Below are 26,946 nucleotides of genomic sequence, written 5' to 3' on the forward strand. Positions count from 1 at the left end.
AGGTCCGACAGCAGCCCCTCGATCAGGTCGGCCGGAGCGCGCGGCGCTACGGGGATGGTCGGGGAGGTCACGTCGTGGCGATCGCGTCCACCCGCTGCGCGGCCTCGTGGGCCGCCGCGTCGGCGACCTCCCGGGCGATGGTGTGGAACAGTTCCTCCGCCCGGATCGCGGGCCAGTCGGCCGGGAGGTGCTCGGCTGGCAACAGTGGGTCCCGGCGTACGAGTTCGAGCCAGTCGGCGTGGACGAGCAGTTGTCGGCGCAAGGGGTCGTCGGATTCGGTCGTGCGGCCGCTCCACCGGTGCAGGAACGCGCGGTAGCCGTCGGCGATGGCCTCGGTGTCGAAGGCGGACTCCACCACCTGCGAGACCTCGGTCGGCGCCAGCACCGTGCCCCGGAACACCCGCAGGTGGGCGTCGAGGCCGAGGTCGCCGAGCAGTTCGGCGACGTCCACCACGCCCGGTGCCACCCACAGCCCGTTCTGGAGCGGCCCGAACCCGGCCCAGGTCAGCCGGGAGCGGAGGTCGTGGCGCTGGCGGCGCCACGCCTCCGGCAGGGAGAAGCCGACCAGGGTCCACTGCCCGCGCCAGTCCCGGTTGACCGCGCCCGTGCTCCAGACCCGGTCGTGACCGTCCTTCAGGACGGCCACGGCGCGTGGTGTGAGCCCGAAGTACATCTTCCGCCCCTGCCGGTACCGGGTGAGCAGGCCGCGGTTGACCATCCGCGTCAGCGTGGAGCGGACGGCCTCCTCGGTGACGCCGACCCGTCCGAAGATCTCGATGACGCAGCCCGAGGACAGGGCGACGTCTCGCCCCAGGACGTGGATGCCGAAGAAGGTGAGCATTAGCGACTGGGGGCGCGGAGCCGGGTCAAGGTCGATCACGGGCACAGCCTAGAACCAGTGCCCGTGCTGTGCGGACCACCTCGATATTAGGCAAATACTTGACGGCCGACATTCACGTGCCTACGTTTAGCCGCAGTGTCACGCCCCGAAGGAGAAGTCCCCATGGATCTGAACGGCAAGGTCGCCGTGGTCACCGGCAGCGGTCGCGGCCTCGGGCTCGCCTACGCCAAGGCGCTTGCCGCCTCAGGCGCGGCGGTCGTGGTCAACGACGTGGACGCGGAGGCCGCCGCAGGCGCGGTGAAGGAGATCGAGGCCGCCGGCGGTCGCGCGGTCGCCGAGGTCGGCGCGGTGGGCACCACGGAGACCGCCGAGGCGCTCACCGCGCGCGCGGTGGAGGCGTTCGGTCGGCTGGACGTGATGGTGACCAACGCCGGCGTCCTGCGCGACCGGGTGCTCTGGAAGATGAGCGACGAGGACTTCGACACGGTCGTCCAGGTCCACCTGCGCGGGACGTTCACCTGCGTCCGGGCCGCCGTGGCCCGGATGCGCGAGCAGGGCGAGGGCGGACGCGTCATCGTCGCCGGCTCCCCGGCGGGCCAGCGCGGCAACTTCGGCCAGACCAACTACGCCGCCGCGAAGGCCGGGATCGCGGCCATGGTGCGCACCTGGGCGATGGAGCTGGCGAAGGCGGGGATCACCGCCAACGCGGTGATCCCCGTCGCCGCCACCGCGATGACCAGGACCATCCCTGCCTTCGCCCCGTACGTCGAGGCGCTGGAGCAGCACGGCACCCCGCTGCCGGACAGCCTGCGCAAGGGCGAGGGCTTCGGCACCGCCGAGGACGTCGCCTCCCTCGTCGTCTACCTCGCCTCCGACGCGGCCGCGGCCGTCACCGGGCAGTGCGTCGGCATCGGCGGCGACAAGCTCGCCCTGTGGTCGCACCCGCAGGAGGTCTCGGTCGCTTACGCGGACGGCGGATGGAGCGCCGACGCGATCGCCGCCGCCTGGCCGGTCTCGGTCGGACGGGTGCCCGAGACCTTCGGCATACCGGCTCCGCGGATCTGAGGCGGCCGCCCGATGACTTCTCAGGGACCTCGTCTGCTGCTCGACGAACTCGTCGCCATCGACGTCCACACCCACGCCGAGATCTCGGAGAACGGCCAGGGCTCGCTCTCCGAGGAACTCGACGCCGCGGCCGGCGCCTACTTCCACGCGGACCACCGCCGGCCGACCCTGCCGGAGATCGCCGCGCACTACCGTGAGCGCAGGATGGCCTGCGTGGTCTTCACCGTGGACGCCGAGGCCGCCACCGGCACTCCGGCCGTCCCCAACGAGGAGATCGCCGAGGCGGCCCGCCGCCACCCCGACGTGCTCATCCCCTTCGCCAGCATCGACCCGCACAAGGGCCGGGCAGGAGTCCGGCAAGTCCGCAGGCTGGTGGAGGAGTTCGGGGTCCGGGGCTTCAAGTTCCACCCGAACGTGCAAGCGTTCCACCCCAACGACCGGTTCGCCTACCCGCTGTACGAGGCGATCGAGGAGGCCGGTGCCATCGCGGTCTTCCACACGGGGCAGACCGGTATCGGCGCCGGCGCGCCGGGCGGCGGGGGGATCCGCCTGAAGTACTCGAACCCGATGCTGGTGGATGACGTCGCGGCGGACTTCCCGGGCATGCCGATCATCCTCGCCCACCCCTCCTTCCCCTGGCAGGACGAGGCGCTGGCCGTGGCGACCCACAAGCCGCAGGTCTACATCGACCTGTCCGGCTGGTCGCCGAAGTACTTCCCGCCGCAGTTGGTCAAGTACGCGAACAGCCTGCTCCAGGACAAGGTGCTGTTCGGCTCCGACTACCCGCTCATCTCCCCGGACCGCTGGCTGGCCGACTTCGCGCAGCTGCCGATCAAGGACGAGGTGCGGCCGAAGATCCTCAAGGAGAACGCCGCCCGCCTGCTCGGCCTCGACAAGCGGCAGTGACGCGGACGGCGGCACCGATACAGACAGGGGGAGTCCCGCGTTGCACAACGAAGGCATCGGTTCCTGGCCCGCGCGCCGGGCACGCAAGACGCCGCACCTCACCGCCCTGCTCCACGAGGGCCGGTCCACCAGCTACGCCGAGCTGCACCGCAGGTCGAGTCGGCTCGCCCACCTGCTGCACCTGCGGGGAGTGCGCCGCGGCGACCGGGTGGCGTTCCTCGGGCCCAACCATCCTGCATTCCTGGAGACCCTCTTCGCCGCAGGGCAGTTGGGCGCCGTCCTGGTCCCGCTCAACACCCGTCTGGCTCCGCCGGAGCTGAGCTACCAGCTCCGCGACTGCGGTAGCCGCATTCTCCTGACTGTGCGTCAGGAATTAGCCCTACTAAGCGAGTTGGCGCACGAATCGAAGGTGTGGGAGGTCGAGGGGGAGGAGTTCGAGGCGCTGCTCGCAGGCGCTCCCGACGAGCCGCTCGACCTGCCGGTGACCCACGAGGACCTGTGCATGATCATGTACACCTCGGGGACCACCGGCCGCCCCAAGGGCACCCTGCTGACACATGGCAACGTCGTCTGGAACAGCCTCAACGTACTGGTCGACGTCGACCTGTCCGGCCGTGAGGTCACCCTGGTCAGCGCACCCCTGTTCCACGCCGCCGCGCTCAACATGACCTGCCTGCCGACCTTGCTCAAGGGCGGCACCGTCGTCCTCGAAGCGGGGTTCGACGCCGAACGCACCCTCGCGCTGATCGCCGAGCACCGGATCACCTGCCTGTTCGGCGTCCCGGCGATGTACGAGGCGATGGCCCAGGCGCCCGGCTGGGCCGAGGCCGACCTGAGCAGCGTGCGGAACCTGCTCTGCGGCGGCGCGCCCGTACCGGCGCGCACCATCCGCACCTACCTCGACCTCGGCCTGGCGTTCGTCCAGGGCTACGGCATGACCGAGGCGGCGCCCGGCGTGCTGCTGCTCGACCGCGCGGACGCCCTGGAGCACGCGGGCAGTGCGGGCACGCCGCACTTCTTCACCGATGTCCGCCTGCTCTCCTCCACCGGTGCGGAGGCCGGGGTGGGCGAGCCCGGGGAGGTGGTGGTCAGCGGCCCCAACGTCACACCCGGCTACTGGCAGCTGCCACGGGAGACCGCCGACGCGTACCACGACGGCCGGTGGTTCCGCTCCGGTGACATCGCCGTCCAGGACGAGGCCGGTCACATCCGGCTGGTGGACCGGCTCAAGGACATGATCATCTCCGGCGGGGAGAACATCTACCCGGCCGAGGTGGAGGACGCCCTGCTGGAACACCCCGCGATCGCCGAGTGCGCCGTGTTCGGCGTCCCCGACGAGAAGTGGGGCGAGGTCGGCCGCGCCGTCGTGGTCCTGCGACCCGGCGCCACCGCGAGCGCCGAGGACCTGCTCGCCCACCTGGACGGCCGGCTGGCCCGCTACAAGATCCCCAAATCCGTGCGCTTCACCGACGCGCTGCCCCACGGCGGCGCGGGAAAGCTCCTCAAGGGGCCGATCCGCGCCGCCCACGGGCAGGGCTGACCCGCTCCTCGCGCGCCCCGGGCGCGCCCGTCAGGAAGGACCCCACGTGCCCCGCACCGTCCACGGCCTCACCGACCTGCTCGCCCTCGGCTCCGCGGACCTCGGCCACAGCCGGTGGCTGGAGATCGACCAGAGCCGGGTGAACACCTTCGCGGACGCCACCGACGACCACCAGTGGATCCACGTCGACCCCGAACGCGCCGCCAGTGGCCCGTTCGGCGCCCCGATCGCCCACGGCTATCTGACCCTCTCGCTGCTCATCCCGCTGTGGAGCGAACTGCTGCAGGTCGAGGGCGTCGGGATGGCCGTCAACTACGGCCTCAACAAGGTCCGTTTCCCCGCCCCCGTCCGGGTCGGCGCCAAGATCCGCGCCCATGGCGCGATCGCCTCGGTCACCGAGGTGAAGGGAGGGGTCGAGGTGACCGTCGACCTGACGATCGAGATCGACGGCGAGGCCAAGCCCGCAGTGGTGGCCCAGGCCGTCTACCGCTTCTACGCCTGAGCGCGGCCCGAACGGCGAGAGCGGCCACCCCGGTCGGGGTGGCCGCTCTCGCCGTTCCTGGGGCGGGGCGGGGCGGATCAGCACCGGCTCGCGCCGGCCGGGCGCGGCCGCATAGTGGGCAACTTATTGACGGCCGCAAGAAATCCGCCCTACATTTGCAGCGCGCCACCACCACCCGCCTCTACCGTGATGGAGCCCGCGTGCCCCGATCGCCCCGCCGGGCCCTGACAGCGCTGTTCGCTGCCACCGCCCTCGCTCTCCCGACCGCGCTCGCTGCCACCGCCCCGGCCGCCGCCGTCACCGCGACCACCCACTACAGCGGCACCCTGCCGGACGGTGCGACCTGGATCGCCGACAAGCCGGCCCAGTGGAACGGCATCCTGCTGCTGTTCAGCCACGGCTTCGGTTCCCTCACCGCCGCCGACGCCCCGTCCGGCGCCGCCGCGACCGAACTCCTCGCCGAGGGCTACGCCCTGGCCGGCTCCTCCTTCGACCCGCACGGGTCGGCCTGGGCCCTCAAGTCCGCCGAGCAGGACCAGTACGCCACCATCACCGCATTCGGCAGCACCGCCGGCCAGCCCGTCCACGTGGTCTCGATCGGCGCCTCGATGGGCGGCCTGGTCAACGCCGAGATCGCCCGGGACGGCGCCGGCCGCATCGACGGCGCGCTGAACGTGTGCGGACTCGTCGCCGGGGGCGTCGACCTGGAGGACTACCAGCTCGACGCCGAATACACCCTGGCCTGGTTCTTCGACCGCGCCGACCTGCCGCAGCTGGTCAACCTGCGCGACGGCGCCAGCGCCTCCGCGCTGGCCGACCGCCTCACGGCCGCCGTCAACTCCGCACAGCAGACGCCGGCCGGGCGCGCCCGGATCGCCCTCGCGGCCGCCTACCTCAACCAGGCGGCCTGGGCCCCGGGCCAGGCCCCGCCCGCCCCGACCGACTACGCGAACCAGGAAGCGCAGCAGTACCAGTGGCTGCAGCAGGGCGTGCTGAACTTCATCATCCCCGGCCGCTACGCCGTCGAGCAGTCCGCGGGAGGCAATCCCGCCTACACCAAGGGCGTCGACTACACGGCTCTGCTGACCAAGTCCTGGCACGCCGACGAGGTACGGGCCCTCTACAGTGCGGCGGGCCTCGACCTGAACGCCGACACCGCCGCCCTCAGCGCGGGCGCCGACATCACGGCCTCCGGTACGGCCCGGGCCAACCTGACCGCCACCTCCACGGTCGCCTCCCTGGGCGTCCCGATGCTGACCCTGCACACCACCGCCGACCAGCTGGTCCCGGTCGAGCAGGAGAACGCGTACGCCGCGCGCGTCCAGGCGTCGGGAACGGGAGACCTGCTCCGGCAGGCGTTCGTCGCCAGGCAGGGCCACTGCAACTTCACCACCGCGGAGATCGTGGCCGGCCTGCACGCGCTGGAACAGCGTCTGATCTACGGCTCCTGGGGTACCGTCACCACTCCCGACGCCCTGCAGAGCCGCGCCGCCGCGCTCAACCTGGACGGAGCCGCCTTCACCGGCTGGAACCCCGCCCAGCTGTCCGGCGTCCGCTGAACCCGAAGGCTCCCCGGCCGGTTGTTCGCGAGGTGGGACATCTCGCTCGACCGGCCGGGGAGCCTCGTTCGTTCTGTTCCGTCAGCCGGCTTCCGTGACGCTCAGCACGTTGACGAGCTTGTCGAGTTGCTTGGTCACCTGCTCCAGCGCCCGGTCGTCCGCGTTGACCACCAGGGTGACCTCGGAGAGGCCTGACTGCTCGGCCGAGACGACGGCGAGGGAGTCGATGTTGAAACCGCGCCTGCTGAAGAGAGCGGTGATCCGGGTCAGCGCGCTGGGCTTGTCCTCGACCAGGACCGACAGGGTGTGCTTGCTCATGAGTTGTCGCTCTCCCAGTTCGGCGTCATGTCCCGGGCGATCCTGATGTCGTCATTGCTGGTCCCGGCCGGGACCATGGGCCAGACCATGGCGTCCTCGTGGACGATGAAGTCCACCACCACCGGCACGTCGTTGATCTGCATCGCCTTGGCGATCGTGTCGTCCACGTCCTCGGGCCGGCTGCACCGCAGACTGACGCAGCCGTACGCCTCCGCCAACTTCACGAAGTCGGGAATGTGCCGGGCCATCTGCAGATCGCTGTTGGAGTACCGCTGGCCGTAGAAGAGCCCCTGCCACTGGCGGACCATGCCGAGCTTGCCGTTGTTGATGAGCGCGACCTTGATCGGCACGCCTTCGACCACGCAGGTGGCCAGCTCCTGATTGGTCATCTGGAAGCAGCCGTCTCCGTCGATCGCCCAGACCACCGTGTCAGGCCGGCCCATCTTGGCGCCCATCGCGGCGGGCACCGCGAACCCCATGGTGCCCAGGCCGCCGGAGGTGATGAAGGAGCCGGGCCGTTCGAAGCCGATGAACTGGGACGCCCACATCTGGTGCTGCCCGACGCCGGCCACGTACAGGGCGTCCGGCCCGACGATGGAGCCGAGCCGCTCCAGGACGTACTGCGGGGCCAGCGAGCCGTCCTCGTAGTCCTCGTACCCCAACGGATAGGTCGCCTTCAGCCGGTCGAGCTGCGCGCGCCACTTGACGTAGTCACCGGGGCGGTCGATCGCCTGGACGAGGCCGGCGATGACCTCCTTGCAGTCACCCACGATCGGGACGTCCGCCACCCGGTTCTTCGAGATCTCCGCCGGGTCGATGTCCGCGTGGATGACCTTGGCCCGTGGCGCGAACGAGGACAGCTGCCCGGTGACCCGGTCGTCGAACCGCACGCCCAAGGCGATGAGCAGGTCTGCCTGCTGCAGCGCGCCCACCGCGGGGACGCTGCCGTGCATGCCGGGCATCCCCATGTGGAGCGGGTGCCCGTCGGGGAAGGTGCCCCTGGCCATCAGGGTGGTGACGACCGGAATGCCGGTCAGCTCGGCCAGGCGGAGCAACTCCGCGGAGGCGCCCGCCTTGTGGACTCCGCCGCCGACGTACAGCACGGGGCATTCGGCTGCGGAGATCAGCCGGGCCGCCTCCTGGATCTGCTTGCTGTGCGGCTGGGTGATCGGCCGGTAGCCCGGCAGGTGGGTCACCGGTTCCCAGCGGAACCCGGTGCGTGCCTGCAGCGCGTCCTTGGAGATGTCGACCAGGACCGGACCGGGACGGCCGGTGGAGGCGAGGTGGAACGCTTCCGCGATGGTGCGCGGGATCTCGTCGGGGTCGGTCACCAGGAAGTTGTGCTTGGTGATCGGCAGGGTGATGCCGCAGATGTCGGCTTCCTGGAAGGCGTCCGTGCCGATCACGCTGCTCGGCACCTGGCCGGTGACGGCGACCATCGGGACGGAGTCCATGTACGCGTCGGCGATCGGGGTGACCAGGTTCGTGGCGCCCGGGCCGGAGGTGGCCATGCAGACGCCGACCTTGCCGGTCGCCTGGGCGTACCCTTCCGCGGCGTGGCCGGCTCCCTGCTCGTGCCGGACCAGCACGTGCCGGATTCTGACGGAGTCGTAGAGCGCGTCGTAGGCGGGCAGAATCTGGCCGCCCGGAAACCCGAACACTGTGTCGACTCCGGCATGCTCCAGGGCCCTGACCAGGGCTTGGGCGCCCGTCATTCGTTCGCTCATCTATTCGATCCTGTCGGCTTGGCTCGGGTGGGAAGAGACGCCCGTTCGCAGACTTGTTCGAAGTGCGGCGCGAAGAGGCTGCAGTTCACGGACGGTGGGCCCGGAAATGGCCACGGTGTGGCGCGGCAAGAGCGGTGTCGGATGGCGACAACGCGCCCGGCGGCTCCGGCGGATCTGAACTCTCGTCGGAGCGGAGCGAGTCCGTTGGTGACGGCTCAGGTACGTCCTCGTGACAGAGGACGGGAAATGTTCGGCCGCAGCCTATCTGCCCGTCGAGTGGCGATGCAACCCAGAACGATCGCACCCATTCCCAGGCATCGTCAGCAATTCGGACATAACCGGAGCTTGGCTCTGAATTCGCTGGACGTCTTGCGCCGGACCGCCAGGCTGGGCTAAATTACGACGCATATCGGGATTGGGGCATCCTGCATCGCCACCCAGTGGTCCATCTACAGCCATCTGGGATTTGTACAACTTTCAAGGTCACGAGCCTCGGCCACTATCTGCCGACTGCTCGTCTCGCGTTTCATTGACGCCTCTGGCCTTCCACGGCGCGGCCCTCTCGTTTCACCGCCGGGCACGGCTGCGCCCGGATTCCCGTCGATGGCCACGCGCCGAGCGGGCCGAGCGGACTACGGACGTTCCTCACCCTGACTCCGATGCCGACCTCCGATTCAGAAAAGTGACATGACGAGCGCAGACTACGAAGTATTCGACTTCCCGGAGATCAAGCCCGGCCCGGAGAAGCCGCTGGTCCTGGGCCCGGCGGGCGAGGTCTTCGACTTCGTGCAGACCGGCGAGAGCAACGGCGGCAAGTACCTGTTCTCCAAACTGACCGTGCCGCCGCACGTCGGCCCGCCTCCGCACATCCACCACCGCACCGACGAATGGTTCTACGCGCCCAACGGCGGGTTCAGCATCTTCGTGGGCCCCAACGAGTTCCCGGACCTGGACATCACTCCGGGCAACGGCGCCGACAAGGAGACGGTCGCCCTGCTGCCGATGCGCCCGAAGGAGCTGCTCTACGTTCCGCGCAACCACACGCATGGTTTCGTCAACACCACCGGCGTCACCCAGGAGATGTGGTTGGTCTGGTCCCCGGACACGCCCGAGAGCTCGATCCTCCCGTACTTCATGAACGCCGGGAAGGTGGTGTCCAGCAAGGAGGAGCTGGAGGAGCCGGATTTCCTGTCCCGCATCCGCCTGGTCACCATGGCCCGGGACTACGGCATCAGCCAGAGCACCGACTTCTGGGATTTCGTCAAGGACGTCGTGGAGGACCGGCCGGATTGGCTGCCCAGCGACCGGCGTTCGGCGCTGCTGAATCTGATGTACGACGAGCTTGAGGCGCACGGATAGTTTCCCGCCGTCGAGTCCGGGAGAAAACGCATGAAAGGTCTGGAGCCCCATGGGCGTCGATAAAGAGAAATCCATCGCCGTCGTCGGCGGCGGGCTGGGCGGAGCCGCGACTGCCGCGCTGCTGCAGCGAGCCGGATATGCTGTGGAGGTATTCGAGCAGGCGGACAGGTTCGAGCCCGCTGGCGCGGGGATACATCTGACTCCCAATGTGATGCGCGTGTTGTTCCACATCGGGGTCGGTGACGCACTCGTCAGGTCCGGGCGCCTGCCCGAATCGTTCACCAGCCGGAATCTGGATTCGCATTCCGTCAGGTGCACGCTGCTGCTCGGCGAGCGGGCCGAGAAGAGGTACGGGGCGCCCTATCTCACCGTCAGCCGGGGCGTTCTCCACCGGGAACTGCTCGGCGCCCTGCGGCCGGGCAGCGTCCGGTACGGCAAGCGACTCGTTGGGGTCGAGGAGGCCGGCGAGGGGGTGCGGATGCGCTTCGCCGACGGGAGCACCGCCGACGCCTCCTGTGCAATCGGCGCCGACGGTCTGGGCTCCCGGGTCCGTGAGGCGATGCACGGCGCCGAACGCCCGCGCTTCTCCGGCCAGATCGCGTACCGGGCCGCCGTGCCGGCGGGTGTCCCGGTCCCGGTCGACCGGACGTGCATCACCAAGTGGTGGTCGGAGGACCGGTTCGTCATCGGCTACCCGACCGACTCCGGGACTGATGACTACTACTTCGTCGCCGGTGCACCGGCTGAGGCGTGGACGTATCCGCAGTCCTGGGTCCCCGGCGACCAGGACGAGATGCTGGCGGCCTTCGCCGGCTCCTGCGAGGAGGTGCTCGGCCTGCTGAACGCAGCCGAGGCCCTGAGCAAGTGGCCGCTCTTCGAGCGCCCGCCGTTGCAGCAGTGGGGCCGAGGGCGAATCGGCCTGCTGGGAGACGCCTGCCATCCCATGCGGCCGCACATGGCCCAGGGGGCGGCCATGGCCATCGAGGACGGCGCACTGCTGTTGCGCTGCCTGGAAGCCGAGGACGAGATCGAGGAAGCGCTCTGGCGTTACGCCGAGAGCCGCAGGCAACGCACCAGCCGGGTCCAGGCCGTGTCCTCGGCGAACTCGTGGCTCAAGGACGCCGAAGACCCCGCCTGGGTGTTCGACTACGACGCGATGAACACCGAGCTGGTGCCGGACCGGTCCGGCACCCTCAACGTCACATGAACCGGGTGGAAATGAATTCAGGAGAAAATCGCGTGTACGACACTGACGTCCTGGTCGTCGGGAGCGGCCCGGCGGGGTCGTCCTCGGCACTGATGCTGAGCACGTACGGCATCGACAACCTCGTCATCACGAAGTACCGCTGGCTCGCCGACAGTCCGCGTGCGCACTACCAGAACCAGCGCACGATGGAGGTCTTCCGGGATCTGGACGTGGCGGACGAGGTCATCGCCAAGGCCGCCCCGAAGGAGGTGATGGGCAACGTCGTCTTCTGCACCGGATTGACGGGCGAGGAACTGGGCCGACTGCCCTACGGCGCCAACCGGCCGCAGCGGCAGAGCGACTACGCGATGACCAGCCCCGCCGAACAGTGCGACCTGCCGCAGAACCTGCTCGAACCCATCCTGCTGGCCAACGCCGCCGAACGCGGCAGCCATGTGCGGTTCGACACGGAGTTCCTGAGCCTCGAGCAGGACGAGCACGGTGTCACCGCGCTCGTCCTGGACAGGCTGAAGAACGAGCGCTACACGATCCGGGCCAAGTACCTGATCGGGGCGGACGGCAGCAACAGCCGCGTGGCGGAGCAGATCGGCCTGCCCATGGAAGGCCACATGGGGCTCGCCGGCAGCATCAGCATCATTCTGCGGGCGGATCTCTCCCACCTGGTGGCGCACCGTCCCGGCTATCTCTGGTGGATCATGCAGCCGGGTGCCAACGTCGGGGGCATCGGCATGGGCCTCCTCCGTATGGTCAGGCCGTGGAACGAGTGGCAGATCGTGTGGGGCTACGACATGAGCGCGGGTGAGCCCGACGTCTCCGAGATCGATGCGGTCGGCATCGCCCGCCAGCTGATCGGGGACCCCGACGTGGACATCACCATCCGCTCGGTGTCGACCTGGACGGTGAACCAGATGTACGCCACCAAGTTCTCCCAGGGACGGGTGTTCTGTATGGGCGACGCGGTGCACCGTCACCCGCCGTCCAACGGATTCGGCTCGAACACGTCGATCCAGGACGCCTACAACCTGACCTGGAAGATGGCGATGGTCCTGAAGGGTCAGGCCACGGACCGGCTGCTGAGCACGTACGACCAGGAACGCCCGCCGGTCGGCAAGCAGATCGTCGAGCGTGCGAACAAGAGCATCGAGGACTTCGGCGGAGTCTTCGCCGCGCTCGGCCTGGACGCGAACCTGGACGCGGACCGCATGCGTGCCAACATGTCCGTCCTGAAGGAGAATTCCGCCGAGGGCGCCGAGAAGCGCAAGATGCTGCGCGAGGCCATCGAGCACAAGTCCTACGAGTTCGCCACGCAGGGCGCCGAATTCAATCACCGTTACGAGTCCGACGCCGTCCGCCCGGACGGCACCGCACAGCCGGCCTGGCAGCGCGATCCCGAACTGTACTACCAGGCATCCAGCCGGCCCGGCGCGCGCCTGCCGCATGCGTGGCTCGACCGGCACGGTACGCAGGTGTCGAGCCTGGACGTGGTGGGAAAGGGCCGGTTCTCCCTGCTGACCGGGCTGAACGGGCACAGCTGGCTGGACGCCGCCCGGCAGGTCTCGGAAGAGCTGGACATCGAGATCGCCGCGCACGTCATCGGCCCGGGCCACACCCTGCAGGATCTCTACGGTGACTGGGCCAACGTCACGGAGATACCGGAGGACGGCTGCCTTCTGGTACGCCCGGACGCATTCGTCGCCTGGCGTAAGACGGATTCCACGGAGGCCGTGGACTCGCTGCGCACGGCCTTGTGCGAGATTCTCGGGCGAGTGCCGGAGCAGCGCGTGACCGGGGTGGGCTGACCAGCTCCGGAAACATCACCCCCGTCGATGGCCAGGCGTTCCCCGCCCACCGGGGAACGCCTGGCCCGGTCGATGCGAGCATCAATCCTATCGAGAGAGCAATGGATACTGAGAGCGCAACAAGCAAACCGGCACAGCTGGGCATATCGCGCCGACTCACCTTCTTCATGGCGCTGGCCTGCGGTGCGGTCGCGGCGAACATCTATTACGCGCAGCCCGTGGTGGGTCTGATCGGCCCGGATGTGGGCTTGCACGCAAGTGCCTACAGCCTCGTGGTGACCCTGACTCAGATCGGCTACGGCGTCGGTCTTGTCGTGCTGGTTCCCCTGGGCGACATCTTCGAGAACCGCCGTCTCATCATGGTCACCCTGGCGGCCTGTGCGGTGGCGCTGCTGGCCGGGTCGGCCGCCTCGAACGCCGGCCTGTTCCTCGCCGCTTCGCTCGTGATCGGCCTGAGTTCGGTCGTGGTGCAGATGCTGGTGCCCTTCGCGGCGCACCTGGCCCCGGAGGAAACCCGTGGACAGGTCGTCGGCAACGTCATGAGCGGCCTGCTGATGGGCATCCTGCTCGCCCGTCCGGTCTCCAGCATGACGACGGACCTGCTCGGCTGGCGTGCGGTGTTCGCGCTCTCCGCCGGCTTGATGCTGGTGCTCGCCGTGATCCTGCGCTCGGTCCTTCCGGAGCGGAAGCCGACTACCTCCGTCCGTTACCCCGTGCTGCTGCGGTCGATGGGGCAACTGCTCGTCGGTACGCCGATCCTGCGGCGACGGGCGTTCTACCACGCCATGCTGTTCGGGGCGTTCAGTCTGTTCTGGACCGCTGTGCCACTGATCCTGGCGAGTCCGGCGTGCGGCCTGAGCCAGGTCGGCATCGCGGTCTTCTCGCTGGCGGCGATCCTGGGCGCCTTCGTCGCGCCGTTCGCGGGCCGCTTCGCCGACCGCGGCCTGACGCAACCGGCGACGGCCTTCGCGATCCTGGCTGTCGTGGTCTCGTTCGCCCTGGTGTTCGCCAGTGGCGGACACACGGTCGCCGTCCTGTTCGTCGCGGCGCTCCTGATCGACGTCGGGGTGTCGTGCAACCTGGTGCTGGGGCAGCGTGCGATCTTCTCCCTGGGCGCGGAGATCCGCAGCCGTCTGAACGGTCTCTACATGGCGATCTTCTTCTGCGGAGGCGCGGTCGGCTCGGCCGTGGCCAGCGTCGTGTACGACAACTACGGCTGGGTGGGCATCGCGTGGTGCGGTATCGCCTTCCCGTTGGTGGCGGGCCTCTACTACCTGACGGAACTGAGGCCAGGGCGGACCGCGACAACTGGATGATCCGGCCCCCGGCCCCTCCTGCCCCAACCGCCTCCCGGCAGGGCACGAGGGGCCGAACGCCGTTACCGCTGCAGGGGGGAACCGGGCTAGCGACTCGACTCGGCCGCAGCACGGAACTCCCGGGCCACCTCCGCACCCTTGGTGATGTCCTGTCCGGACACGGCATCCGAAATGTCGAGCACCACAAAGGTGTTGGCGTCGATCCACACGCACTGGGTCGCGCTGTACACGCTGTTGCCGAAGACGTCGGTGGTCGCGGTCCTGGTGTACGACTCCGCGCACTGCAAGGTCCCGCCGAGAGGGCCGGGATCGGCGTCGCTGACCTGTCCGTGAACCACGCTCATGCCCGGCGCGTTGACCGGGCGCCAGGTGCTCGCCAGGATCTGGCTGCGGGCCTGGTCGGGGATGGCGCTGTCCTTGTCGAACGCCATCACGGTGACGTAGTTCTGACCGAATCGGCCACCCAGGTACGCCGTGGCGGTGGCGTGAACGTCCGGGTACTTGGCCGCCAGCGCCTGGCCCTGCTGCCGCATCAGCTTCGCCATGGTGCTGCCGTCGTTGCGGGCCATGTTCATGAACGAGTCCGGCAAGCGGAGTTGAGACAACGGCCGGCTCCCGGCAGCAGGCGATTGTCCGCCCGGACTTCCGCCGGTCGGCGTCGAGTCCGCGCCCCCCGTACCGCCTCCGCCCGCCGAACCGGCGGGTAAGGGAGGTGCGCCCGGTGCGGCTGCGGGCCCGGCGCCGTGACCGGAAGAGGTCAGGGCGTAGGCTGCGCCGCCCGCGAGGAACGCTCCGACCACGCCGAGCGCGACCCACAGGCCGGTACGACGGGGGCCTCGCGCGGTGGGTGGCGGCCCGGGGGCGAACGGGGTCTGCGGATACCACTGCGCAGGCGCCGGCTGCGGGTAGTCCTCAGGCCGGGCATAGTCGGGCTGCGGGGGTGTACCCCCCGGCGGCTCGGCGGGTGTCCCGTCCGGCTGTTCGTGCATCGGCGAACTCCTGGGGGTTCGGTGAGGCGGCGGTGAACGATCGGAGTGTCGTTCCGAAGAATGCCCCACAGCACCTTGGCCCGCACAGGCTTTGCCGGACCGCTGTTTCCGTTCTGTAGCACTCACCACCCGGTCGACCGCCGGACGATCCGACTGTTCATCCGATACGGCTCACTGTCGTCCACTCCGTACGCACTCGGGGAGAGGGAGGGCCGCCGGCCCGTAGCGCGACGGACCAGGTCGCCGAGGTCAGCGGTGGCCTCGGTGGGCACGTCATGGTGAGTTCGGGATCGTCGAGCTCGTGGGCGGTGGTGCGGCGCGGCGGGAGGGCGCATGGCCGGGTTCGACCTGTTCGCTCGGGTCGGCTCGGTACTGCGTCGAGGGCGAAGCCTCCGAGAATCTGTCGGATGGATGTCCCGTCGGTGCGCTGTCGATGGTCTCGGCGGTGTGCCGGGCACGGCCGGTGCGGCGTGCCCGGCGGTGGGCGGTTACCGGTGGAGGGCGGCGAGGGTGGTGTCGAGGTCGGGGGTGCCGGTGCGGGGGCGGTTGTAGGGGAGTTTGCCGAGCATGGCGCCCATGGCGCAGGTGTTGGTGATCGCGGCGAAGGCGAGGCCTGCTCCGACGGCGGCGGAGACCCAGCGGGCGCCGGGGAGCGCCAGGTCGGTGACGATGCCGAGGACGACGAGGGAACCTGCGACGAAGCGGACCTGGCGGTCCATGGCCCAGACGGCGCGTGCGCCTTCGGGGTGGTTGAGGGGGTGGCCGCTCTGGGCCCATGCGGAGGTGCCGCCGACGAGGGTGTGGGCGGTGATGCCGGTGGCGGCGAGCTTTTCGCATGCGGACTGGGAGCGGGCACCGGAGGCGCAGACGACGGCGATCGCGCCGTGCTCGGCGGCTGCGCGCAGGGCGGGCATGGCCCGGTCGAGCTGGTCGAGGGGGATGTTGTGGGCGCCGGGGATGTGGCCGCCGGCGTACTCGCCGGGGGAGCGAACGTCGATGACGGTGAGCTGCTCGAGTCGGGGGTGGAGCTGCTCGACGGTCAGGGGCGTTGCCATGGGGTGGGGTCCTTCCGGTGGGGGAGCGGGGGCGTCGGCGGGTGCCGGCGTCCGGGAGTGGGGTCTGGGGGGTTAGTGGAGCGCGTCGGTGATCATCAGTGCGGCGACCGCGAGCAGCGCGAGGGCGAAGGCGGTCTGGAGGGTGCGGCCGCTGAAGCGGTCGGCCAGGCGTTTGCCGTCCCAGGCGCCGAGGATGGCGGCGGCGGTGAACGGGGCGATCACGGCCCAGTCGAGCGAGCCGGTCGTGCCGATGCGTGGGACCAGGGCGGCCAGGGAGTTGGCGCTGATGACCAGCAGGCTGGTGCCGACGGCTTCGGCCATGGTGAAGGCGAGGACGGAGACGAGGGCGGGGACGGCGAGGAAGCCGCCGCCCACGCCCAGCAGGCCGGTGACCGCCCCGAGGCCGGCGCCGGCGGCCGCGGAGCGTGCGGGGCGGCTCTCGGCGGGTCGGTCGGGCTCCGCGGTGTCGGGGCGGTGCCGGGCGGCGTCCTTGGGCTTGCGGGCGGAGGCGAGCATGCGCCAGGCGGCGAACGATGCCAGCACCGCGAACGCGACGGTGAGCAGGGTGGCGGGCAGGTGGGCGGACAGCGCCCCCGTGGCGGCGGCCAGGGGAAGGCCGGCCGCGGCGAACAGCAGGCCGGTACGCCAGCGCACGCGGCCTGCCCTGGCGTGGGCGAGGAGTCCGGTGAGCGAGGTGGCGGCGACGATGAGGAGGCTGGCGGTGCCGGCGTGGGCGGGGGAGAAGCCGAGCAGGTAGATCAGGGCGGGGACGGCGAGCATGCTGCCGCCTCCGCCGAGGCCGCCGAGGGCCAGGCCCACGACGGCACCGGCGATCAGGGCGAGAACGAGCGCGGTCATATGACCTGACCGCCGGTGCCGTGTGCGGTGACGACGGGGAGCCCGGCGTCGGCCCACGCCCTCATCCCGCCTGCCACGTTGACGGCGGTGACGCCGCGCGCCGTGAGCAGGGCGACGGCGTACTGCGAGCGGTTGCCCGAGCGGCAGATCGCCAGCACCGTCCGTCCCGCAGTGTCGGGCGGCAGATCGCCACCGGCGTCGAGGACGCCGAGCGGCACCCAGAGTGCGGAGGGCGATCGGCCGGCGGCGTACTCCTCCTGCTCGCGGACGTCGACGAGGACCGCCCGGCCGGTCGAGACCATCCGCTCGGCCTCGGCCGGGGTGGCCTGCGGCGGGGCGGGTGACTGGTGGGTCGAGAACATGGCTGGCCTCCGATGGGTGTGTTGCGAGTCGGTGGAAGCGGCGCACCGGCGCCGGTGACGCCCTGGCGGTGGCGAACGGCGGCCCGTGAACGGCGCCCCTTGCTTTCGATAATACCCATGGGGGTATCTTTGAGAGCAAGGGATACCCCACCCCGTATTTTTCCGGCTCACACGGGCGGCTCGATTCGGCCGCCTCGGCCCGAGCTGCCATGCCTCAGGAACAGGAGCGATCCACGTGTTCTTCGCCCAGTACTACCTCGACTGCCTCTCCCAGGCCTCGTACCTGATCGCCGACGAGACCACCGGCCGCGCGGTGGTGGTCGACCCGCGGCGCGACATCGACGAGTACGTCGCGGACGCCGAGGGGCACGGCTTCACGATCGAGGCCGTGATCAACACCCACTTCCACGCCGACTTCCTGGCCGGCCACCTGGAACTGGCGGCCCGCACCGGCGCCTGGATCGGCTACGGGCAGCGCGCGGAGACCGAGTACCCGATCCGCCACCTCGCCGACGGCGAGCGGATCAGCCTGGGCGAGGTCACCCTGCAGATCATGGAGACCCCCGGCCACACCCCCGAGTCGATCAGCGTCCTCGTGTACGAGCGCACCGAGGACGCCGTGCCCTACGGCGTCCTAACCGGTGACGCCCTGTTCATCGGCGACGTCGGCCGCCCCGACCTGCTGGCCTCCGTCGGCGTGACGGCCGAGGAGCTCGGCCGGATGCTCCACCACAGTGTCCAGCACAAGCTGATGTCGCTGCCGAACGAGGTCCGCGTCTTCCCCGCGCACGGTGCCGGCTCCTCCTGCGGCAAGAACCTCTCCACCGAGCGGCAGTCCACCATCGGTGCACAGCGCGCCACCAACTACGCCTGCGCACCGATGAGCGAGGACGACTTCGTCGCCATCGTCACCGCCGGCCAGTCCACCGCACCCGGCTACTTCGGCTACGACGCCACCCTCAACCGCCAGGACCGCGCCCTCTACGACACCGCGCAGGCCCACCGTCCGCTCACCGAAGAGGAGTTCCGCGCCCACCGCGCAGCCGGAGCGGTCGTCGTCGACGCCCGCAGTCCGCAGGAGTTCGCCGCCGGACACCTGCGCGGCTCCATCAACGTCCCCGCCGACGGCCGCTTCGCCGAACAGGCCGGCGCCGTCCTGGCGCCGGACGCCGAGATCCTCGTCGTGGCACCGGACGGACAGGAGCAGGAGGTGGTGACCCGCCTCGCCCGCATCGGCTTCGACCGCACCGCCGGCCACCTCGCCGACGCGGAGAGCGTCCTCGCCGCGTTCACCGACGACCTCACCCCCGCCAGCCGCCTCACCGTCGAACAACTGCGCGCCGCCCTCGCCGCCGACCTGCCGCCGCTCGTCATCGACGTCCGCACCTGCGGCGAGCGCGCCGAAGGGGCCGTCGAGGGCTCCGTGCACATCGCCCTCAACGAACTGCCCGGCCGCCTGGACGAGATCCCAGCAGACCGCCCGCTCGTCCTGCACTGCGCCGGCGGCCACCGCTCCTCCATCGCCGCCAGCCTGCTGCGCCACCGCGGCTACGGCGACGTGTCCGACCTGCTCGGAGGCTACGCGGCGTGGGCAGCCGCCCGCCGGCCCGCCGGCTGAACCCGGTCCCTGGTCCGGAGGGAATGCCCACCGCTCCCTCCGGATCGGCCGGGTCGCCCTGGATGTCGGGCCCGAGACCGGCGCAACCTCCAGCGTCCGTGCCGGACTCGGTCCGGCCGAGGCGCGTGAACTCGCCCAGCGCCTGCTCGACCAGGCGGCCCGGGCCGAGGGTGAGTCGTCACCCATGGCCGCCCAGGGGGTGGTCGAGGTCCTCCGTGCCGGCCCCCGTGGCTGGGCCGCGACCGCAAACGGCCGGCACCTGCTCACCGCCGGAGGTCGCGCCGCGGCACCCACGCCCGTGGAGCAATTGATGGCATCCGAGGCAGCCTGCGCAAGAACGCGGTCGCCCGGTTCCTATACCCCACCGGGTAAACTGGGGGGAGAACGACACTCTGGAGGTGCGCACATGCAGGTCGACGACGACGCGGTCGGCGCGGTCCTCAACCGCCTTCGCCGCGCGCAGGGTCAGCTCGCCGGCGTCATCGCGATGATCGAGGCCGGGCGCGAGTGCAAGGACATCGTGACTCAGTTGGCCGCCGTCTCCCGCGCCCTCGACCGGGCCGGATTCAAGATCGTGGCCAGTGGCATGCGGCAGTGCATGGCCGCTGTGGACGGCGACACGCCCCCGATGAGCGAGGCCGAACTCGAAAAGCTCTTCCTCGCCCTGGCGTGACGTTCCGCCCGCCCATCGGCGGCGCCGTGCGGCGGGTCCCAGGTCCCACTGGCCTGCTCGCGGGCGGGCTGCAATGTAAGGGCATGCGACGCACCCAAGGGCCCGCGGCGGAATGCAGCTCGCCCTTTCGGTATTGACGTACTCTGTTGCATACCCTTGGGGGTATGCAGAGAGGTGGATCATGGTCCGGGAAGTCGACATCGAGGCGTTCGCCGCCGCACGGGCGCGGGGCGCACTGGTGCTCGACGTGCGCGAGGCCTTCGAGTTCGCCGCGGGGCATGTGCCCGGCGCCCGCTGGGTCCCGCTGGGGATGCTCGCGGGAAGCCTCGCCGAGCTGCCTCGCGACCGCGCCGTCATGGTGATCTGCGCTTCCGGCAGCCGGAGCCGGATCGGAGCCGAACTGCTGGGCCGCGCCGGGTTCGACGCCGCCTCCGTCCTGGGCGGGACCGCAGGGTGGTCGCTCTCCGGCCGCGATCTCGCCACCTGATCCCCCTGACCTCACGCCACGATTGGAGCACCCCATGGACTACGGCATTCCCCTCACCCTCGACCTGCCCTTCGACGAAGCGGTCGAGCGCGTACGTGCCGCGCTCGCCGAGCAGGGCTTCGGCATCCTCACCGAGATCGACGTCCAGGCCACCCTGCGGGCCAAGCTCGGCGAGGAGATCGAGGAGTACGTCATCCTCGGGGCCTGCAATCCGGCGCTGGCCCACCGCGCCCTCCAGGTCGACCGGCGCATCGGGCTGCTGCTGCCGTGCAATGTGGTGGTGCGTGCGGCCGACGGGCACTCCGTCGTCGAGGTGATGGACCCGCAACTGATGGTGCGGGTCGCCGAGCAGCCGGCGCTCGAAGCCGTGGCCAACGAGGCCGCCGGTCGGCTGCGCGCCGCGCTGGACGTCCTCGCCGGCTGACCGCCCATCCCGGGCCCGCTCCCGCGGGCCCTTTTTCCCGGATTTCCATATACCCCCACCCGTATTGCGAGCCCTCTGGGCCGCCCTCGGAACGGAGCACCCCCGTGCCTCACCCGGACACCTCCCTCGTCAAGCCCCCCACCCCGGCGCCGCCCGGGCCGCCGGGCCGTGCCGGCCTCCTGGGTCGCCTCGGCGCCTGGTCGGCCGGCCACTTCAAGGCCGTACTCATGGGATGGCTGCTGGTCGTGGTCGCGCTCGGCGCGTTCGCCCCGCAGGTCACCAGCGCCCTGTCCGGCGCCGGATGGCAGGCCAACGGCTCCGAGTCGGTCAAGGTCCGCCAACTGGCGGAACAGCACTTCGCGGGCAACGCCTCCTCCGCCCTGCAGATCGTCGTCGCCGCCGACCGGCCGGTGACCGACCCCGTTGTCCAGCAGGTCATCGGCAAGGCCGAAGCCGTCGCCGCCGCCGACCCCCGGATCTCCACCGTCGTCCCGCCCCAGCCCGGCGCCACCATCAGCCAGGACGGCCGCACCGCCATCCTGCTCGCCGGCGCCAAGGCCAACCCCGACGACATGGTCCGCGCCGCCGACGACCTCAAGGGCCCGCTGAACGCCCTGTCCACCGACGGTGTCAGCGTGCACGCCACCGGCGCCTCCGTGCTGTGGAGCGACTTCAACAAGGCCAACCACGACGCCATGATGAAGTCCGAGATCATGTCCTGGCCGGTCACCCTGGCCATCCTGGTCCTGGCCTTCGGCTCGCTGGTCGCCGCCGGACTGCCGCTGCTGCTCACCATGGCCGGGCTCGCCGCCTCCGCCGGATCGCTCGTTCTGATCAGCCACCTGTTCCCGGTCTCGATCTGGGCGATGAACTTCGCCATGATGTTCGCCCTCGCCCTGGGCATCGACTACGCCCTCTTCCTGGTGGTCCGCTTCCGCAGCGCCCGCATGGGACGCTCACTGTCCAGTGCCGAGGCGGTCGCGGAGACGATGGACACCGCAGGCAAGGCCGTGCTGCTGTCCGGGGCGACCGTGCTGGTCAGCCTGTCCGCCGTGATGCTGGTCCCGTCCCCGGCGTTCCGCTCGATGGCCGGTGGCATCATGCTCGCCGTCCTGTTCGTCCTGGCCGCCACCCTCACCCTGCTGCCCGCCGTCCTCGGCAAGCTCGGCCACCGCGTCGACGCCCTCGCCCTGCCCTGGGTGAAGACCGGCGAACACCGCTCCCCGCGCTTCGCCGCCTGGGGCGAACGCCTGTGGAAGCACCCCGTCCGCTACGGCGCCCTGGCGCTGGCCGCGCTGATCGCGCTCGCCGCACCGGTCGTCGGCCTGCGCACCGCGATGCCGTCCATCACCGTCATCCCCGCCCACGACAGCGCCCGCGCCGGCTACACCGCCGTCCAGCAGGCCTTCGGCCCCGGCGCCCCCGGCACCCTGCAGATCATCACCCCCACCGGCCAGGCCGCCTCGGTCGGCGAGCAGATCGCCCACACCCCCGGCGTCGCCGGCGTCATGCCCGCCCAGAGCGCCGCCGACGGCTCCGGCTGGGCGATGATCCAGGCCGTTCCCACCGTCGACCCGTCCAGCCCGCAGCTCGGCTCCACCGTTGACGCTCTGCGCGCCGAACTCCCGCACGACACCCTCGTCGGCGGCGCGGCGGTCGAGAACCTCGACCTCCAGCACCTGCTCACCCAGAAGACCCCGCTGGTCATCGGCGTGGTCATGGGCCTGGGCTTCCTGCTGCTGCTGATCGCCCTGCGCGCGCCACTGATCTCCGCACTCGGCACCGCCGCCAGCCTGCTCTCCACCGGAGCCGCGTTCGGCGTCGCCCGGCTGGTCTTCCAGGACGGCCACGGCGCTGGCCTGCTCGGGTTCAAGCCACAGGGCTTCCTGGACGGGTGGGCGCCGGTGTTCTTCTTCGCGATGATCTTCGCCATCGCGATGGACTACACCGTCTTCCTGCTCGCCTCCGCCAAGGAGCACTACGAGCGCAGCGGCGACGCCAAGGAGGCCATGGTCGGCGCCCTCGCCCACTCCGGCCGGGTGATCTTCGCGGCCGCCGGCGTCATGGTCGCGGTCTTCTTCACCTTCGCGATCTCCGGACCGCTGCCGCCCAAGGAGATGGGCATCGTCCTGGGCGTCGCCGTCCTCCTCGACGCGGCGCTGGTCCGCCTCGTCCTGCTCCCGGTGATCCTCCGGCTGACCGGCCGGGCCGCCTGGCACACCCCTCGATGGCTCGACCGGGTCCTGCCGAAGGTCACCTTCTCCCACGGCTGACCTGGACTCCGAAGCCGGTGGCGGGAGCGCGGTTCGGCGCCTCCGCCACCGGCGGTCCTGCCGTCTCGTCAGGTGGGCTCGTCGGCCTGTCGACGCACGGGCTGCGGGCAACGGGCGTATGGACGGAGCATCTGGGCGGAACCGCCTGGCGCCGCCTGTGCACACCACCTGGTCTCGCCCCGAGCTTGTCGTCAGCGCTGACGGGCACGGCAGGGGCAGCGTGAAGTTGACGCCCGGCTTGTCCACAGCGTGCTGGAGAAGTAGGGCGGCCGCGCCGAGGGTGGCGGCGAAGCCGAGTCCGGAGCAAGCCCTACCAGGGCCTTCTCACCGAGTACTTCACCGGCGAGGGCCGACGGCGAGCAGAGCCACGCCGGGGGCGCCGCAACGACTCCCTGCAACGGGACGAGTTCTACGGCGGCAAGCCCGTGCTCATCTCCGCTCCCGGCCACGCGGGCGTCCGCGCTCCGGGTGCACCGTTCGGCTCCCCCTGTGCCCGGTCACTGTGTCTGGTGGCGGTGCAGTCGGCCGTGGTTGCGCCACCAGAGCACCTTCCCATCGGGTCCGGGTACGAAGTCGGTGCGGGTGCCGACCGGTCTGCCCTCGGGGTCGAGGTCGAGTGCGAAGTCCCGCCGGTAGAAGGCGACTTTCATCTCGGTGGTCTGGTCCTGGACCGAGTCCTCTTCTTCCAGGGCGGCTTCGTCCCGGCCGGCCGGGTCATGGGCCGTCTGGGTACCGTGCAGCTGTCCGTTCTGACGGGTCAGTTCGATGACCGTATCCTCTACGGCGCCCTCCTCGTTGATCCGCTGGGCCATGTAGCGGCCCTCGTAGGGCGCGAGCTCCTGGCCGCTCAAGGCCTTGGTCGTGGCCGGCAGGTTGGTCACACCGGCGTACCGGCTGACGGCCCAGTCGTCGGTGAACAGCTCGTCCCTGAGCCGCTTGCCGCCTTCCGAGTTGGTCAGCAGCGTCAGTGCGAAGCCGCTGCTGGGAACCATCAGGAAGCCAGAGATCTGACCCGGCCAGGTCCCGCCGTGCTGCACGATCCGTCTCCCCTGGGAGGTCGGGCGCAGCATCCAGGTGACTCCCATGCCGTCGAGTTCCACGACCAGCGTGCCGCCGGGCCCGGGCGCGGAGCGCATCCGTTCCAGCGATTGCTCGCCCAACAGGCGTGTGCCGCCGGGGGCTGCGCCGTCGCCGAGGTGGAAGCGGGCCCAGCTCAGCTGGTCGCGCACACTGGAGATCAGTCCGCCGGTCGGCGCGAGGCAGCGTGGCTGCGGCCAGAAGGACGGCTCCAGCACGGCTTTGCCGTCGACGACGTCGTGGGACGCCGCGACGTTGAAGCCCACGATCTCGTCGCTGGAGAAGCGGCTGTGGCCCAGCTCGAGCGGATCGATGACCAGTTCGCGCACCGCCGCCTCGTAGGTCGTGCCCGTCACCACCTCGATGATCCGGCCGGCCACACACAGTGCCGCGTTGTTGTAGGCGAACACCTCTCCGGGTGCTGTGAGTTGGGGAAGCCGCGCCATGGACGCAACGAAGCGGGCCAGCGCGTCGTCGCCACCGCCGAAGTCCTGGTAGTCGTCGCCGAGCCACCCGGCACTGTGGTTGAGCAACTGCCGCACGGTGACCTGCGCCGACGCGAACGGGTCGGCCACCGCGAAGTCGGGGAGGTAACGGCGCACCGGGGCGTCCAGCTCGACCTCGCCCCGCTCGACCAGCCGCATCACCGTCGTACCGGTGAAGGTCTTGGTGGTCGAACCGACCCGGAAGACGGTGTCACCGTCGACCGGAACCGGATGGTCGACATTGGTGACCCCATACCCTTTGACGTACTCCTGGCCGTCCAGGAACACACCCACCGCCGCACCGGGAATCGCGTACGCTCGCATGCCCTCCTCGATCTTGGCGTCGAGGGCGTTGAACAGCGAGTTCCCGGTGCCGCCCGTGCCGCCTCCCCGGACAGCGGATCGCGGGGACCCGGCCGCCGGCGCTGCCGTTCCCAGAGAGACGGCCGCGCAGCCGGCCGCTGCCGCCGTACTCAGAAAGCCACGGCGGGACCACCTCGGGGGCTCGGGACACCCAGAGGACACCGCAGGACGCACCGTGCCGAGGCCGGCCGATAGCAGATCCTCATTCACCGGTACCGGCTCCCTCACTGCCGATGACGAACGGCGCCGGCTCCACCGAATTCACGCATCGGGTGTCGGGATGCTCAGGGTCGTCGAAGAAGGAGGTGATCACCTTCGCCCCGCACGGAGTGGCATACGTCCCGTGGGCGACACCGGGCAGCGCCACCACCTTGGAGCGGGAGAGCGTCCGGGCCACGTAGGACCCCCACTGCGCCCCGGTCTGCGCGTCGAAGCTCCCGGAGACGGCAAGCGTGGGGATGCTGCTCCTAGTGACCTCGCGCACGGAGTCGGGTGCCTTCGGCACGTTCCAGGCCCGACACGCCTGGCGCAGGAACGGCAGCTGAGGCGCCTGGGCCAGAACCGAGCGGGGGAGCTCGGGAAAGGCCTGCTGACCCTTGGCGAGCTGCTCCTCGGGCGTCTCGAACGGAACCCACTCGCTGCACCACACGCTCAGCGACAACCCGTGAGCGAACATCCCCTGAGAGCCGGGAAGCCAGGCGCCCGCCCACTGCCCCGCGATGCGCTCGGGGTGACCGTGGGCCAGCTCGTCCACGCCCACCGCGAAGGTCTCGGGAGCGTGACTGGCACGCACCAGCCAGTTCAGCAGCGCCCCGCCGTCGAGGACCACCTCCACCCGTCCGACCTGCGGCACCGTCACGTGGGTGGTGACCGGATCAGCCTCCAGCTGACGCACCATGCGCAGGAAAGTGGCACCGATGTCCGGGTAACGCTGTCGGCAGGAGGGCTGCGCCGCGCAAGCGCTCACGATATTGTCGAACGACTCCCTCATGCTGCTCCACGTCCACCCGGGCGTCGCCACGGACGGCGGTACGACGCCGTCGACCGTCACGGAGCGGACGCCTTCGGGGAACGTCCGCATGTAGGTCAGCGCCAGTTGCGTCCCGTAGGAATGCGAGAGGACGTTCCACTCCTGGATTCCCAGGGCCTTGCGCAGATCCGCCGCGTCCGCGGCGTTCTCGCTGGTGTTGTAGGCAGCCGGATCGATCCCCTGGGCCGTCAGGCGGTCACGGCACCGGGCCGCCGCCCGGGCGTACCGGTCTCCGGTGGAAGGCGCGTCGTAGAGGAGGTGGACACGCTCCCCGTAGAACTGGTCGATCTCCGGACATGTCAGCGGCTGCTCGGACGAGTACGTCCCGCGCTGGGACAGGACGATCAGATCACGGTCGCGGTTCAGTCCTGCCTCGACCAGTCCCGAGATGTCTCCCAGGGCGTCCGCGCCGGGCCCCCCGGTGAAGAACACGATCGGATCGGAGTGCGGCGTCGGGGATGACGAGCGGACGAGCGCAACGGCCAGGCGAAGGGTCCGCGGTGACGGGTGCGCCCGGTTCTCCGGAACGACGAGGAAGCCGCAGCGGGTGTCCTCCAGCTCTCCGTAGGTGGTCGGGCAGGGAGCGGTCACGAACCGCGATGACGGCTGCGTTCGCGCAACCGGGGGCTGAGACAGAGTGAGCGCCGTGCCCGGGAAGATCCAGTGGCCCCGGTCGCTGGCGGGGTATCCGTGCCGACGGGCCTCGTGCTCGATGGTCTGCCGGTTGAGGTCGTAGAGGCTGTCCCACCGCATGGCGTCGCCGAGGGCCTGCTGGGCTATGTCCCACAACGTGTTACCCGGGGCGACGGTGTAGGTGCCGGCCATCGCGTCTTCGGGCCCGGACCCTCCGGCCGGCCGTCCCGGCGACAGGCCGGACTGCGGACGGCTCACGAGTGGGGAGGCACCCTCCCTCGCCGTCGGCTTCTGGCGGGTGGTGCCCAGGCCGGACGTGCCGTGGGCCGGTGCCACGCTCAGCACTGTCAAACCGGCCAGGAACATGGCGGCTGCGGCAGCTGTGCCGCGATTGCGTATGGGCATGTCGTCCTTCCGAGGCGGTGCCGGTGGCTACGCGTCGGCTCCGCTCGACTCGTCACACATGATGAGGGTCGTTAG

22 protein-coding genes and 1 pseudogene are annotated in these 26,946 nt (G+C 70.4%); 14 read left to right on the forward strand and 9 right to left on the reverse strand.

The features are described 5' to 3' along the window. Window positions 1–67 precede the first annotated feature (67 nt). Window positions 68–880 (reverse strand): PaaX family transcriptional regulator, encoded by an 813-nt coding sequence (locus ACZ7BZ_RS27790; protein ID WP_470360720.1) that lies wholly within the window; start codon window positions 878–880, stop codon window positions 68–70. 123 nt (window positions 881–1,003) lie between these two features. Between ACZ7BZ_RS27790 and ACZ7BZ_RS27795 the strand changes: the two genes are divergently transcribed. The 5 genes from ACZ7BZ_RS27795 to ACZ7BZ_RS27815 all read left to right on the forward strand — a co-directional run bounded on the left by ACZ7BZ_RS27795 (window position 1,004) and on the right by ACZ7BZ_RS27815 (window position 6,413). Further along, window positions 1,004–1,906 carry an SDR family NAD(P)-dependent oxidoreductase gene (locus ACZ7BZ_RS27795; protein WP_470360721.1) on the forward strand — a complete coding sequence of 301 codons (903 nt, stop codon included), beginning with the start codon at window positions 1,004–1,006 and terminating at the stop codon, window positions 1,904–1,906. Window positions 1,907–1,918: 12 nt separating this feature from the next. After that, entirely contained in the window at window positions 1,919–2,812 is an 894-nt protein-coding gene (locus ACZ7BZ_RS27800) for an amidohydrolase family protein (protein WP_380458310.1), read from the forward strand. Between the two features lie 40 nt (window positions 2,813–2,852). After that, window positions 2,853–4,352: an acyl-CoA synthetase gene (locus ACZ7BZ_RS27805; protein WP_470360722.1), complete on the forward strand. Its 1,500-nt coding sequence runs from the start codon at window positions 2,853–2,855 to the stop codon at window positions 4,350–4,352. A gap of 46 nt (window positions 4,353–4,398) precedes the next feature. Further along, window positions 4,399–4,854, forward strand: a complete 456-nt coding sequence (locus ACZ7BZ_RS27810; RefSeq protein WP_470360723.1) for a MaoC family dehydratase — start codon at window positions 4,399–4,401, stop codon at window positions 4,852–4,854. A 200-nt stretch (window positions 4,855–5,054) separates the two neighbouring features. Next, window positions 5,055–6,413, forward strand: coding sequence for an alpha/beta hydrolase (locus tag ACZ7BZ_RS27815; protein WP_470360724.1), 1,359 nt, complete (start codon window positions 5,055–5,057; stop codon window positions 6,411–6,413). 90 nt (window positions 6,414–6,503) lie between these two features. Here ACZ7BZ_RS27815 and ilvN read toward each other — a convergent pair. Together ilvN and ACZ7BZ_RS27825 are read right to left on the reverse strand one after the other, a co-directional pair. Beyond that, window positions 6,504–6,731: pseudogene (gene ilvN / locus ACZ7BZ_RS27820) on the reverse strand (acetolactate synthase small subunit); the annotation flags it as partial. After that, window positions 6,728–8,458, reverse strand: a complete 1,731-nt coding sequence (locus ACZ7BZ_RS27825; RefSeq protein WP_470360725.1) for an acetolactate synthase large subunit — start codon at window positions 8,456–8,458, stop codon at window positions 6,728–6,730. The gene ACZ7BZ_RS27825 and the pseudogene ilvN, both read right to left, overlap by 4 nt. Window positions 8,459–9,145: 687 nt before the next feature. Here ACZ7BZ_RS27825 and ACZ7BZ_RS27830 point away from each other — a divergent pair. From ACZ7BZ_RS27830 to ACZ7BZ_RS27845, 4 genes are all read left to right on the forward strand, one after another. Then, window positions 9,146–9,817 (forward strand): cupin domain-containing protein, encoded by a 672-nt coding sequence (locus ACZ7BZ_RS27830; RefSeq protein ID WP_470360726.1) that lies wholly within the window; start codon window positions 9,146–9,148, stop codon window positions 9,815–9,817. A 49-nt stretch (window positions 9,818–9,866) separates the two neighbouring features. Next, window positions 9,867–11,024 (forward strand): FAD-dependent monooxygenase, encoded by a 1,158-nt coding sequence (locus tag ACZ7BZ_RS27835; RefSeq protein WP_470360727.1) that lies wholly within the window; start codon window positions 9,867–9,869, stop codon window positions 11,022–11,024. Between the two features lie 32 nt (window positions 11,025–11,056). After that, window positions 11,057–12,823, forward strand: a complete 1,767-nt coding sequence (locus tag ACZ7BZ_RS27840; protein ID WP_470360728.1) for an FAD-dependent oxidoreductase — start codon at window positions 11,057–11,059, stop codon at window positions 12,821–12,823. 101 nt (window positions 12,824–12,924) lie between these two features. After that, window positions 12,925–14,139 (forward strand): MFS transporter, encoded by a 1,215-nt coding sequence (locus ACZ7BZ_RS27845; RefSeq protein WP_470360729.1) that lies wholly within the window; start codon window positions 12,925–12,927, stop codon window positions 14,137–14,139. Between the two features lie 86 nt (window positions 14,140–14,225). Here the strand turns inward: ACZ7BZ_RS27845 and ACZ7BZ_RS27850 are convergent, their stop codons facing one another. The 4 genes from ACZ7BZ_RS27850 to ACZ7BZ_RS27865 all read right to left on the reverse strand — a co-directional run bounded on the left by ACZ7BZ_RS27850 (window position 14,226) and on the right by ACZ7BZ_RS27865 (window position 17,403). Beyond that, window positions 14,226–14,714, reverse strand: coding sequence for a hypothetical protein (locus ACZ7BZ_RS27850; RefSeq protein WP_470360730.1), 489 nt, complete (start codon window positions 14,712–14,714; stop codon window positions 14,226–14,228). 902 nt (window positions 14,715–15,616) lie between these two features. Then, window positions 15,617–16,183 carry a rhodanese-like domain-containing protein gene (locus tag ACZ7BZ_RS27855; RefSeq protein WP_470360731.1) on the reverse strand — a complete coding sequence of 189 codons (567 nt, stop codon included), beginning with the start codon at window positions 16,181–16,183 and terminating at the stop codon, window positions 15,617–15,619. Between the two features lie 72 nt (window positions 16,184–16,255). After that, window positions 16,256–17,041 (reverse strand): sulfite exporter TauE/SafE family protein, encoded by a 786-nt coding sequence (locus tag ACZ7BZ_RS27860; protein ID WP_470360732.1) that lies wholly within the window; start codon window positions 17,039–17,041, stop codon window positions 16,256–16,258. Next, window positions 17,038–17,403: a rhodanese-like domain-containing protein gene (locus tag ACZ7BZ_RS27865; protein WP_470360733.1), complete on the reverse strand. Its 366-nt coding sequence runs from the start codon at window positions 17,401–17,403 to the stop codon at window positions 17,038–17,040. The genes ACZ7BZ_RS27860 and ACZ7BZ_RS27865 overlap by 4 nt, the downstream gene beginning before the upstream one ends. 235 nt (window positions 17,404–17,638) lie before the next feature. On the opposite strand from ACZ7BZ_RS27865, the gene ACZ7BZ_RS27870 reads away from it, so the two are divergent. The 5 genes from ACZ7BZ_RS27870 to ACZ7BZ_RS27890 all read left to right on the forward strand — a co-directional run bounded on the left by ACZ7BZ_RS27870 (window position 17,639) and on the right by ACZ7BZ_RS27890 (window position 22,878). Continuing rightward, on the forward strand, window positions 17,639–19,021 hold the full coding sequence (locus ACZ7BZ_RS27870) for an MBL fold metallo-hydrolase (protein WP_470360734.1): 1,383 nt from the start codon (window positions 17,639–17,641) through the stop codon (window positions 19,019–19,021). Window positions 19,022–19,427: 406 nt separating this feature from the next. Then, window positions 19,428–19,694, forward strand: coding sequence for a metal-sensitive transcriptional regulator (locus tag ACZ7BZ_RS27875; protein WP_470360735.1), 267 nt, complete (start codon window positions 19,428–19,430; stop codon window positions 19,692–19,694). 181 nt (window positions 19,695–19,875) lie between these two features. After that, window positions 19,876–20,181, forward strand: coding sequence for a rhodanese-like domain-containing protein (locus tag ACZ7BZ_RS27880; protein ID WP_470360736.1), 306 nt, complete (start codon window positions 19,876–19,878; stop codon window positions 20,179–20,181). A gap of 34 nt (window positions 20,182–20,215) precedes the next feature. Then, window positions 20,216–20,605, forward strand: coding sequence for a DUF302 domain-containing protein (locus tag ACZ7BZ_RS27885; RefSeq protein WP_470360737.1), 390 nt, complete (start codon window positions 20,216–20,218; stop codon window positions 20,603–20,605). A 104-nt stretch (window positions 20,606–20,709) separates the two neighbouring features. After that, a complete protein-coding gene (locus tag ACZ7BZ_RS27890; RefSeq protein WP_470360738.1) occupies window positions 20,710–22,878 on the forward strand; it encodes an MMPL family transporter in 2,169 nt (722 codons plus the stop codon). 497 nt (window positions 22,879–23,375) lie between these two features. On the opposite strand, the gene ACZ7BZ_RS27895 is transcribed toward ACZ7BZ_RS27890, so the two are convergent. After that, complete coding sequence (locus tag ACZ7BZ_RS27895) at window positions 23,376–25,013, reverse strand: serine hydrolase domain-containing protein (RefSeq protein ID WP_470360739.1); 1,638 nt, start codon at window positions 25,011–25,013, stop codon at window positions 23,376–23,378. Continuing rightward, window positions 25,006–26,871, reverse strand: coding sequence for an alpha/beta fold hydrolase (locus ACZ7BZ_RS27900; protein WP_470360740.1), 1,866 nt, complete (start codon window positions 26,869–26,871; stop codon window positions 25,006–25,008). Before ACZ7BZ_RS27900 ends, ACZ7BZ_RS27895 begins: the two co-directional genes overlap by 8 nt. Between the last annotated feature and the right edge of the window lie 75 nt (window positions 26,872–26,946).

It is taken from the genome of Kitasatospora sp. NPDC036934, from assembly GCF_055608425.1.

Excerpts from the sequence above, each read along its gene's own strand:
- ACZ7BZ_RS27850 (WP_470360730.1), bottom strand. The coding sequence starts at position 14,714 with ATGAACATGGCCCGCAACGACGGCAGCACCATGGCGAAGCTGATGCGG.
- ACZ7BZ_RS27875 (WP_470360735.1), top strand. The coding sequence starts at position 19,428 with ATGCAGGTCGACGACGACGCGGTCGGCGCGGTCCTCAACCGCCTTCGC.
- ACZ7BZ_RS27880 (WP_470360736.1), top strand. The coding sequence starts at position 19,876 with ATGGTCCGGGAAGTCGACATCGAGGCGTTCGCCGCCGCACGGGCGCGG.
- ACZ7BZ_RS27800 (WP_380458310.1), top strand. The coding sequence starts at position 1,919 with ATGACTTCTCAGGGACCTCGTCTGCTGCTCGACGAACTCGTCGCCATC.
- ACZ7BZ_RS27900 (WP_470360740.1), bottom strand. The coding sequence starts at position 26,871 with ATGCCCATACGCAATCGCGGCACAGCTGCCGCAGCCGCCATGTTCCTG.
- ACZ7BZ_RS27825 (WP_470360725.1), bottom strand. The coding sequence starts at position 8,458 with ATGAGCGAACGAATGACGGGCGCCCAAGCCCTGGTCAGGGCCCTGGAG.
- ACZ7BZ_RS27835 (WP_470360727.1), top strand. The coding sequence starts at position 9,867 with ATGGGCGTCGATAAAGAGAAATCCATCGCCGTCGTCGGCGGCGGGCTG.
- ACZ7BZ_RS27885 (WP_470360737.1), top strand. The coding sequence starts at position 20,216 with ATGGACTACGGCATTCCCCTCACCCTCGACCTGCCCTTCGACGAAGCG.
- ACZ7BZ_RS27865 (WP_470360733.1), bottom strand. The coding sequence starts at position 17,403 with ATGTTCTCGACCCACCAGTCACCCGCCCCGCCGCAGGCCACCCCGGCC.
- ACZ7BZ_RS27860 (WP_470360732.1), bottom strand. The coding sequence starts at position 17,041 with ATGACCGCGCTCGTTCTCGCCCTGATCGCCGGTGCCGTCGTGGGCCTG.
- ACZ7BZ_RS27845 (WP_470360729.1), top strand. The coding sequence starts at position 12,925 with ATGGATACTGAGAGCGCAACAAGCAAACCGGCACAGCTGGGCATATCG.
- ACZ7BZ_RS27795 (WP_470360721.1), top strand. The coding sequence starts at position 1,004 with ATGGATCTGAACGGCAAGGTCGCCGTGGTCACCGGCAGCGGTCGCGGC.
- ACZ7BZ_RS27830 (WP_470360726.1), top strand. The coding sequence starts at position 9,146 with ATGACGAGCGCAGACTACGAAGTATTCGACTTCCCGGAGATCAAGCCC.
- ACZ7BZ_RS27855 (WP_470360731.1), bottom strand. The coding sequence starts at position 16,183 with ATGGCAACGCCCCTGACCGTCGAGCAGCTCCACCCCCGACTCGAGCAG.